This is a genomic window from Methylorubrum podarium (assembly GCF_040270385.1).
Lineage (GTDB): Bacteria > Pseudomonadota > Alphaproteobacteria > Rhizobiales > Beijerinckiaceae > Methylobacterium > Methylobacterium podarium.
Genome location: NZ_JBELQE010000119.1, coordinates 37,618 through 45,141 on the forward strand (window position 1 = coordinate 37,618; position 7,524 = coordinate 45,141).

A 7,524-nucleotide genomic window follows, 5' to 3' on the forward strand; every position below is an offset into this window, starting at 1 on the left:
ACACCCCCCCTCACCATCGCCCTTCGGGCTTGCCGCGCCGACGACGAGGTCGTCGCGGCCCTCTCCCCGCGGGCGGGGAGAGGGGAAAACGCGGTCACGCCCGGCATGCCACGTCCTCGAAGGTCTGCGCTTCGGGGAACGCCGCGTCCGGCACCGCGAAGGTGTCGAGCCCGGCGCCGAAGCGGTCCTGCAGGTAGCTCTCGGCCCGCTTCTCCATGCCGGCATCGGCCTCGACGTCGAGCGAGAGCGTTTTTCCGGAGAACCACGCCACGACCTCGCCGTCCTCGACGATCGGCCGGCCGTCCTTCAGCACCAGCTTGGCCCGCGCGAACATCGCCGTGCGGTCCTTGTCGTCGCGGTAGATCGCGACGTCGGCCTTGGCACCCTCGCGCAGGTGGCCGCGGTCGGTCAGCCCCAAAAGCTTGGCCGGGCCGGAGCGGGTGAGCTGGGCGATCTCGCTGAACGTGTACTCGCGCTCGATCTTCGGCAGGCCGGAGCGCTCGCCGACCACCGCCGGCAGCGTCGCGATCTCTTTCGCCCGCTCCTCGGCATCCATCAGCAGGTGGATGATGCGCGGATACTCGGTGAAGACGCCGCCATTGGGGTGGTCGGTCGTCAGGATGGTGCGCTCGGGATTGGACGACAGGAGCATCAGCTCCAGGCCGATCGCCCATTGCAGCGACGAGACCGGTCCCCGCGGCCGGTAGAGGAACGGCACCACGCCGCCGCCCTCTGCGTCGCCGGCCGAGAGCGCCCACTTCTTCGGCTTGGCGCCCTTGCGGCCGCCGAACTGGCGCAGGATGTCGAGCGAGATCGTCACCGTCTGGCCGAACACCACCTGACCGACGTCGTAGGTCGCGTTGGGATGGGCCTCCATCGCCGCGTTGATCCGCTCGGCCGCCGAGCGGAAGCCGCCGGTCATCGGGTTCTCGGGGTCGGCGACGCCGTAGGCGTAGAACTGGGCGTGGGCGAAGTGGATGCGCCGGCCCTCCGCCGCCTCCAGCGTCGCCACGAGGGAGTCGTCGGCGCCGGGGAGCCCCAGATTGTTGCAGTGGACGTGCAGCGGGTGCGGCACGCCGATCTCCTCCACCGCGTCGAGGAGCGCCGACATGATCGTGCGCGTCGAGAGCCCGTAGCAGGGGATCTCGTCGTCGAGGCTGAGCTTCAGCACGCCGTCCTTGAAGGCCGAGGCGCCGCCCGCGTTGATGCACTTGACGCCCAGCCCCCGCGAATGGGCCAGCGTCTGCTGCACGAGGTCGCGCACCGCCTGCTTGCCCTCGCCGTCGCGCAGGAGGTGGAGCAGGTGGTCGTCGTTGCCGAGCACGGCCAGCCCGCCGCGGTCGAGCAGCGGGATGTCGGCGAGTTCGAGATGGGTCGCGAGCGCGTTCGAGGGCGGCAGGGCCGGTTCGACCGCGGTGGTGTAGCCCATCCGCGCGTAGTTGGCGCCGATCCAGCTGCCCGAGCCGCCGGCATGGGCGAAGGGGTGGCCGTTGGGCGCGGATTCGCTGACGTAGAGGTCGGGCAGGAGCAGGCGGCTCATCACCACGTTGCCGCCGGCGATGTGCGAGTGGACCTCGACGCCGCCGGCCATCACCACGCAGCCGGTGGCGTCGATGGTCTGATCGGGGGCGCGCTCGGAGGGGGCGACGACGCGGCCGTCCTCGATCCAGACGTCGCCGACGCTGTCGCGCCCGACCGTGGGATCGATCACCCGTCCGCCGTGGATACGGGTCAGCATGAGACACCCTTCTCGATGAGGCGGTCGCGGATGCGGGCGAGCACGCCGGCCGCCGTCTCCGTCTCCGCCTGAGCCCTCGGCTCGGCATAGGCGATGACGCCGCGCCGCTCGTTCCACAGCGCGCCGCCGACGCTCTGGCCCGGCACGCCGACGGTGATGACGATGTCCGCGGTCTCGCCCGCGGCCTCGGGCGAGCCCTCGCCGACGATGGCGACCGTGGGCAGGCTTCCGAGCCAGGCCGGGCGCGGGGCGGGGAGCGAGGCGAGCCACAGGGCGGCGTCGGCCTCGCCCGCCGCGATCTGCCGGGCGCTGTCGAAGCGCCACGGATCGTGCTCGGGCTGATGGCGGCCGAAGCCGACCCGGGGCGCCTGCCCCGTGGTCCAGGCGGAGAGCTGCACGGCGGCACGGCCCTGGAACGGGTCGGCCAGTGTCAGCGCGAAGAAGCGGGTGGATTCGTTGAGGTCGCGGATCAGGCCCTGGAGCATCTCGACGCCGAGCTCGCCCACCTCCTCCGGATCGTAGATCACGACGCCGTACTGCGCGGAAAACAGGCGCCGGGCGAGGTCGGTGAAGGCCTCTTCGCCGGCGAGATGGCCCTTGGCGAAGGCGCGCAGGTGGCCCAGCGAGATCGCGAGGCCGCCGGCATCGGCGGTGTAGGCGACGTGGCGGATCGCGCCGTTCTGCGGACCGCCGAGCGAGAGCAGGGCGCGCTCGCTGCCCGCCGCGCGTCCGCGGCTCGGGGGCGCGGCGGCGATCGCGCCGACCAGGTCGCCGTCCCAGGGGCGGTTGCCGAGGATCAGCACGACGTCGGCCCGGCCGATGGTCTCGGCCCGCGTCGTGCTCATGATGCCGCCCGCGCTGAGCGCGCCGAGTTCGGCGTAGAGGCTCGGGCCGGAGACGGGATCGAGCGAGGCGCCGAGCGTTTCGGCCAGCCGGTAGGCGGCGCGGAGCGCCGCGACTTCGGCGCTCAGGCCCGCCAGCACCGGCACGCGCGCCGCGGCCAGCAGGTCGGCCGCGGCTTCGACCGCCGCGTCCACATCCGCCGCGCCTCCCTTCACCCAGGCTGCCATGCTTCCTCACCGTCGTTTCTTCGGGCATCCCCGCGTCGAGGCGGGGCGAAAGACGGTCATGTCCGAAGGGCGTCGGAACGACGCCCCTGGTGGAGCTTCAGGCGTCTCGAAATCCCGGCTCGGGTTCGACAACGGCGGCTCGGACCGGCTCCGCGAAAGGGAGCGGGCTGGTTTTGCCTTCCCGAACCGAAGCCTGCAAGCCCCCGGCGAAGTTTGGGCCAAGGATTTCGGTCGTCGGCCCGGAAACCGAGCCGTCAGTCCGGGTCCGCCTGCGGCGTTCCGGCGATAACGGAATCCGTGAGACGGATGGGCCTCCGACACGCCGACCATGCTAACCCGGGCTCGACGCCCCGAGATGGCTCCGGCGAGGTTGTCGCCGGCGCCGCAGCATGGGAGAAGCCGGCCGCATCGTCCGGCGCGTGTGCGCCGGCCGGGCCGGCAGCTTTTGCGGGAGGAAACGAGACGGTGGCCGAGGTCCCGGACCAGACGGGTGAGAGCGCCCCCCGCTCCACCGGCAGCGCCGTGAACGCCGTGCGGGTCCGCGCGCCCGCGCGCCTGCATTTCGGCTTCCTCGATCTCAACGGCGGCCTCGGGCGCCGCTTCGGCAGCATCGGGCTCGCCCTCGACGCCCCGGCGGTGCAACTCGTGGCGCGGCCTGCGAAGCGCGTCTCCGCCAGCGGCCCGGAGGCCGAGCGGGTCCGCGCCAATCTGCTCGCCGCATCCTCCTATCTCGACGTGCCGGACACCGTGGCGGTGGAGGTCGAGGAGGCGATTCCCCCTCATGCCGGCTTCGGCTCGGGCACGCAGGTCGCCCTGGCGGTGGCCGCCGCCGTGGCCCGCCTCAACCGGCGCCCGTTCCTGCCGGCCGACTTCGCCGACGTGCTCGACCGCGGCAACCGCTCCGGCGTCGGGCTCGCCGCCTTCACCGAGGGCGGCCTGATCGTCGATGGCGGGCGCGACGAGTCCGGTGCGCCGCCGCCGGTCATCGCCCGGCTGCCCTATCCGGAGGATTGGCGCGTCGTGCTGATGATCGACGAGGGCATGACCGGCGTGCACGGCTCCCGCGAGACGGAGGCCTTCCGCGATCTGCCGCTGTTCGATGCGGGCGAGGCCGCCGAGATCTGCCGGATCGTGCTGATGCAGGTGCTGCCGGCCGCCGCCACCGCCGAGCCCGACGGCTTCGGAGCCGGTATCACCGCGATCCAGAAGCGGATCGGCGACCATTTCGCGCCCCATCAGGGCGGCCGCTTCGCCAGCCCGGCGGTGGCCGAGGCCCTCGCCGCCGTCGCGGCCGCCGGCGTGCCCGGCTACGGCCAGAGTTCCTGGGGGCCGACCGGCTTCGCGCTGATGCCCTCGCAGAAGGACGCAGAGGCGCTGGTCGCGCGGCTGGCGCGGCCCGGCCGCCTGCGCTTCGTCATCGCCCGCGGGCGCAACGTCGGCGCCTCGGTGACCGAAGTTTAGGGCTTTTTCTTTTTCCCGCTTCAAAGAAACCTGCGCTTGACCGGCGCCGGCCGTTCCGGTTTTGCACCTGAAGCGCTCCGCCAAGGGCGCGGTCACGAGAGGACGAACACCATGGCCCGCTCGATCCTGCACATGCTGACGCCGCTCAAGCACATGAGCCCGTTCGACGTGAACATGGCGATCGATGCCGGTTTCGAGACGCTGATCCCCTATACGGGCGTCGATCTCACCGATGTCGTCTCGCTGACCCAGGACTCGATCTTCTCCCGCGCGCCGCAGGACGGCGTGCGCACCGGTATCTTCATCGGCGGCAAGAACGCCGAGCTCGCCCTCGACATGGTGGACCGGGCGAAGAAGGCCTTCGTGCCGCCCTTCGTGAACCACGTCTTCGCCGACCCGGCCGGCTCCTTCACCACCGGCGCGGCGATGGTCGCCGAGGTGAACCGCGCCCTGAAGGCGCGGTTCTCGACCGATCTCAGGGGCAAGCGCATCGTCATCTTCGGCGGCGCGGGCGTGGTCGCCTACGTCGCCGCGGTGATCGGCGCGCTGGAGGGCGCGCAGACCGTGCTCGTCGGCCATGACGGCGAGGAGCGCGTCTCGAAGATCGCCTTCACCATGAAGTGGCGCTTCGGCATCGAGGTCGGCGCCGTCGACGGCACGGCGCCGGAGGCGCGGCGCGCGGCCATCGCCGATGCCGACGTGATCCTCTCGGCCGGCCCCGCCGGCGTCTCGATCCTGACGGCGGAGGATCTCGAATCCGCGCCGAAGCTGCTGGTGGCCTCCGACGTCAACGCCGTGCCGCCCGCCGGCATCGCCGGCATCGACGTGAACGCCGTCGATGTCCCCTTGCCGGTCGGCCGGGGCGTCGGCATCGGCGCGCTCGCGGTCGGCAACGTGAAGTACCAGACCCAGTGTCGCCTGTTCCGCAAGATGCTGGAGGCGCAGGAGCCGCTCTGCCTCGATTTCCGCGATGCCTACCAGCTCGCCGTCGAGATCGCCGGCTGAGCGCGGCGCTGAGCCTCTCTCGTCCCCGTGAGGGCGGCGCGGTCCTGATCGCCGCCCAGTCCGGCCGGGCGCTGGCGCAGGCGGCGCGGCGGGCGGGCCTGCGCCCGTTCGTGCTCGATCTGTTCGGCGACGAGGACACCCTGGCGCTCGCCGCGCATCACCGGACGCTGCCCGGCCGCTTCGGCGCGGGCGACCGCGACCGGGCCGGCGTGCTGGCGGGGCTCGAGGACCTGTCGGCGCGGGCGGGCGGGGCCCTCGGCGTCGTCCTCGGCAGCGGCTTCGAGGGCGCGCCGGATCTCATCGCGGAGATCGCCGCCCGCCACCGCCTGCTCGGCGCCGGCCCCGAGACGGTCGCCGTCCTCAAGGACCCGTTCCGCTTCGCCGCGCTCTGCGAGCGCCTCGCGATCCCGCACCCGGCGGTCAGTGCCGGCCCAGTGGCCGAGCCCGGCGCGTGGCTGCTCAAGCGGGCGGGCGGCTGCGGCGGCTCGCATATCCGCGCGAGTGCGGCCGGGGCCGCGCCCCCCGGCCACTATCTCCAGGCGCGCCGGCCCGGCCGCGCCGTCGCCCTGAATTTTTTGGCCGATGGATACACCATCGAGCCCCTGGTGTTCACCGAACAGTGGCAGGCGCCCTCGCCGCTGCGGCCGTTCCGCTATGCCGGGGCGCTCGCCCGCGGCCGCGACGAGGCGGGGCCGGTCCCGGCGGCGCTCGCCGCGGCGATCGCGGAGGCGGCTTTGCGCCTGGCGCGGGCGACCGGCCTCGTCGGCCTTGCCAGCGCCGACTGCCTCGTCGATGGCGACGCGTGGTGGCTCCTGGAGATCAATCCGCGCCCCGGCGCGACCCTCGACGTGCTCGACCGCCGCCCGACCCCGCTGCTGATCCAGCATATCGAGGCCGCGCTCGGCCGAATGCCTGCCATCGAGGCAGCACCGACAGATGCGACAGGCGCCGAGATCTGTTACGCGGCCCGGACCTGTGCGGCGGTGCCGCCGCTCGACTGGCCCGATCACGTCCGTGACCGGCCGCGGGCCGGCAGCCTTGTCGCGCGCGACGCACCGTTCTGCACGGTGACGGCCTCCGGGCCGGACGCCGCGGCGGTCAAACAAGACTTGCGGGCGCGGATCGAGAGGGTCCGCGCGCTGCTGGAGGAGACGGAGACCGACCATGAGTTCCAACACGACCGCACCGAGCCTCAACGCCCTGGCCGGGCCGCTGGTCGAGAGCCTCGTCGCTGACGCGGCCAAGCTCCGCCTCGTCGTCGCCCAGGAGAACGGCGCCCGCACCGTCGATGCCGGCGCCAACGCCCGCGGCTCGATCGAGGCCGGCCGGCGCATCGCCGAGATCTGCCTCGGCGGCCTCGGCACGGTGACGATCGCCCCCACCGGCCCGGTCGCCTCCTGGCCCTACTCGATCGTCGTCCACTCCGCCGACCCGGTGCTGGCCTGCCTCGGCTCGCAATATGCCGGCTGGAGCCTCGCCGACGAGGAGGGCGATTCCGGCTTCTTCGCCCTCGGCTCCGGCCCCGGCCGCGCCATCGCCGTGGTGGAGGAGCTCTACAAGGAGCTCGGCTACCGCGACAACGCGGCGGCGACCGCCCTGGTGCTCGAATCCGGCAGCGCCCCGCCGGCCTCCGTCGTCGCCAAGGTGGCGTCCGCCACCGGCCTCGCGCCGGAGAACGTGACCTTCATCTACGCCCCGACCCAGAGCCTCGCCGGCGCGACCCAGGTCGTCGCCCGCGTGCTGGAGGTGGCGCTGCACAAGGCCCACACCGTCGGCTTCGACCTGCACAAGATCCTCGACGGCATCGGCTCGGCCCCGCTCTCGCCGCAGCATCCGGACTTCATCCAGGCGATGGGCCGCACCAACGACGCCATCATCTACGGCGGCCGGGTGCAGCTCTTCGTCGATGCCGACGACGCGGATGCCAAGCAGCTCGCCGAGCAGCTCCCCTCCACCACCTCGGCCGACCACGGCGCGCCCTTCGCCGAGATCTTCGCCCGGGTGAACGGCGACTTCTACAAGATCGACGGCGCGCTGTTCTCGCCCGCCGAGGCGATCGTCACCTCGGTCAAGACCGGCAAGTCTTTTCGCGGCGGCCGGCTCGAGCCGCAGCTCGTGGACGCCTCGTTCGCGTAAGGCGGAAAAAACCCTCCCCCCAACGGATCTCGGGCCTGCCCGAGATCCGCAAGCGTCTGCCCAAGTCGGGCAGGCCCGACTTGGGTGGGGGGAGGGTGGCTCCTGCGTCAGCGG

At 72.6% G+C, this 7,524-nt stretch carries 6 protein-coding genes; 4 read left to right on the forward strand and 2 right to left on the reverse strand.

Features of this window, described 5'->3' with window-relative positions; genetic code table 11:
- Positions 1 to 94: 94 nt before the first annotated feature.
- Positions 95 to 1,738, reverse strand: coding sequence for a formylmethanofuran dehydrogenase subunit A (locus tag ABS772_RS23010; RefSeq protein WP_350397009.1), 1,644 nt, complete (start codon positions 1,736 to 1,738; stop codon positions 95 to 97).
- Entirely contained in the window at positions 1,732 to 2,808 is a 1,077-nt protein-coding gene (locus ABS772_RS23015) for a formyltransferase (protein ID WP_350397010.1), read from the reverse strand. The genes ABS772_RS23010 and ABS772_RS23015 overlap by 7 nt, the downstream gene beginning before the upstream one ends.
- Before the next feature lie 465 nt (positions 2,809 to 3,273).
- Between ABS772_RS23015 and ABS772_RS23020 the strand changes: the two genes are divergently transcribed.
- The 4 genes from ABS772_RS23020 to mch all read left to right on the forward strand — a co-directional run bounded on the left by ABS772_RS23020 (position 3,274) and on the right by mch (position 7,410).
- Positions 3,274 to 4,269, forward strand: a complete 996-nt coding sequence (locus ABS772_RS23020; RefSeq protein ID WP_350397011.1) for a beta-ribofuranosylaminobenzene 5'-phosphate synthase family protein — start codon at positions 3,274 to 3,276, stop codon at positions 4,267 to 4,269.
- A 111-nt stretch (positions 4,270 to 4,380) separates the two neighbouring features.
- Positions 4,381 to 5,274: an NAD(P)-dependent methylenetetrahydromethanopterin dehydrogenase gene (mtdB, locus tag ABS772_RS23025; RefSeq protein WP_350397012.1), complete on the forward strand. Its 894-nt coding sequence runs from the start codon at positions 4,381 to 4,383 to the stop codon at positions 5,272 to 5,274.
- A 110-nt stretch (positions 5,275 to 5,384) separates the two neighbouring features.
- Positions 5,385 to 6,509: an ATP-grasp domain-containing protein gene (locus ABS772_RS23030; RefSeq protein WP_350397013.1), complete on the forward strand. Its 1,125-nt coding sequence runs from the start codon at positions 5,385 to 5,387 to the stop codon at positions 6,507 to 6,509.
- On the forward strand, positions 6,439 to 7,410 hold the full coding sequence (gene mch, locus ABS772_RS23035) for a methenyltetrahydromethanopterin cyclohydrolase (protein ID WP_238256902.1): 972 nt from the start codon (positions 6,439 to 6,441) through the stop codon (positions 7,408 to 7,410). The genes ABS772_RS23030 and mch overlap by 71 nt, the downstream gene beginning before the upstream one ends.
- Positions 7,411 to 7,524: the final 114 nt, after the last annotated feature.

Coding starts and splice junctions, on each gene's coding strand:
- ABS772_RS23015 (WP_350397010.1), bottom strand. CDS start 2,808: ATGGCAGCCTGGGTGAAGGGAGGCGCGGCGGATGTGGACGCGGCGGTC.
- mtdB (WP_350397012.1), top strand. CDS start 4,381: ATGGCCCGCTCGATCCTGCACATGCTGACGCCGCTCAAGCACATGAGC.
- ABS772_RS23010 (WP_350397009.1), bottom strand. CDS start 1,738: ATGCTGACCCGTATCCACGGCGGACGGGTGATCGATCCCACGGTCGGG.
- mch (WP_238256902.1), top strand. CDS start 6,439: ATGAGTTCCAACACGACCGCACCGAGCCTCAACGCCCTGGCCGGGCCG.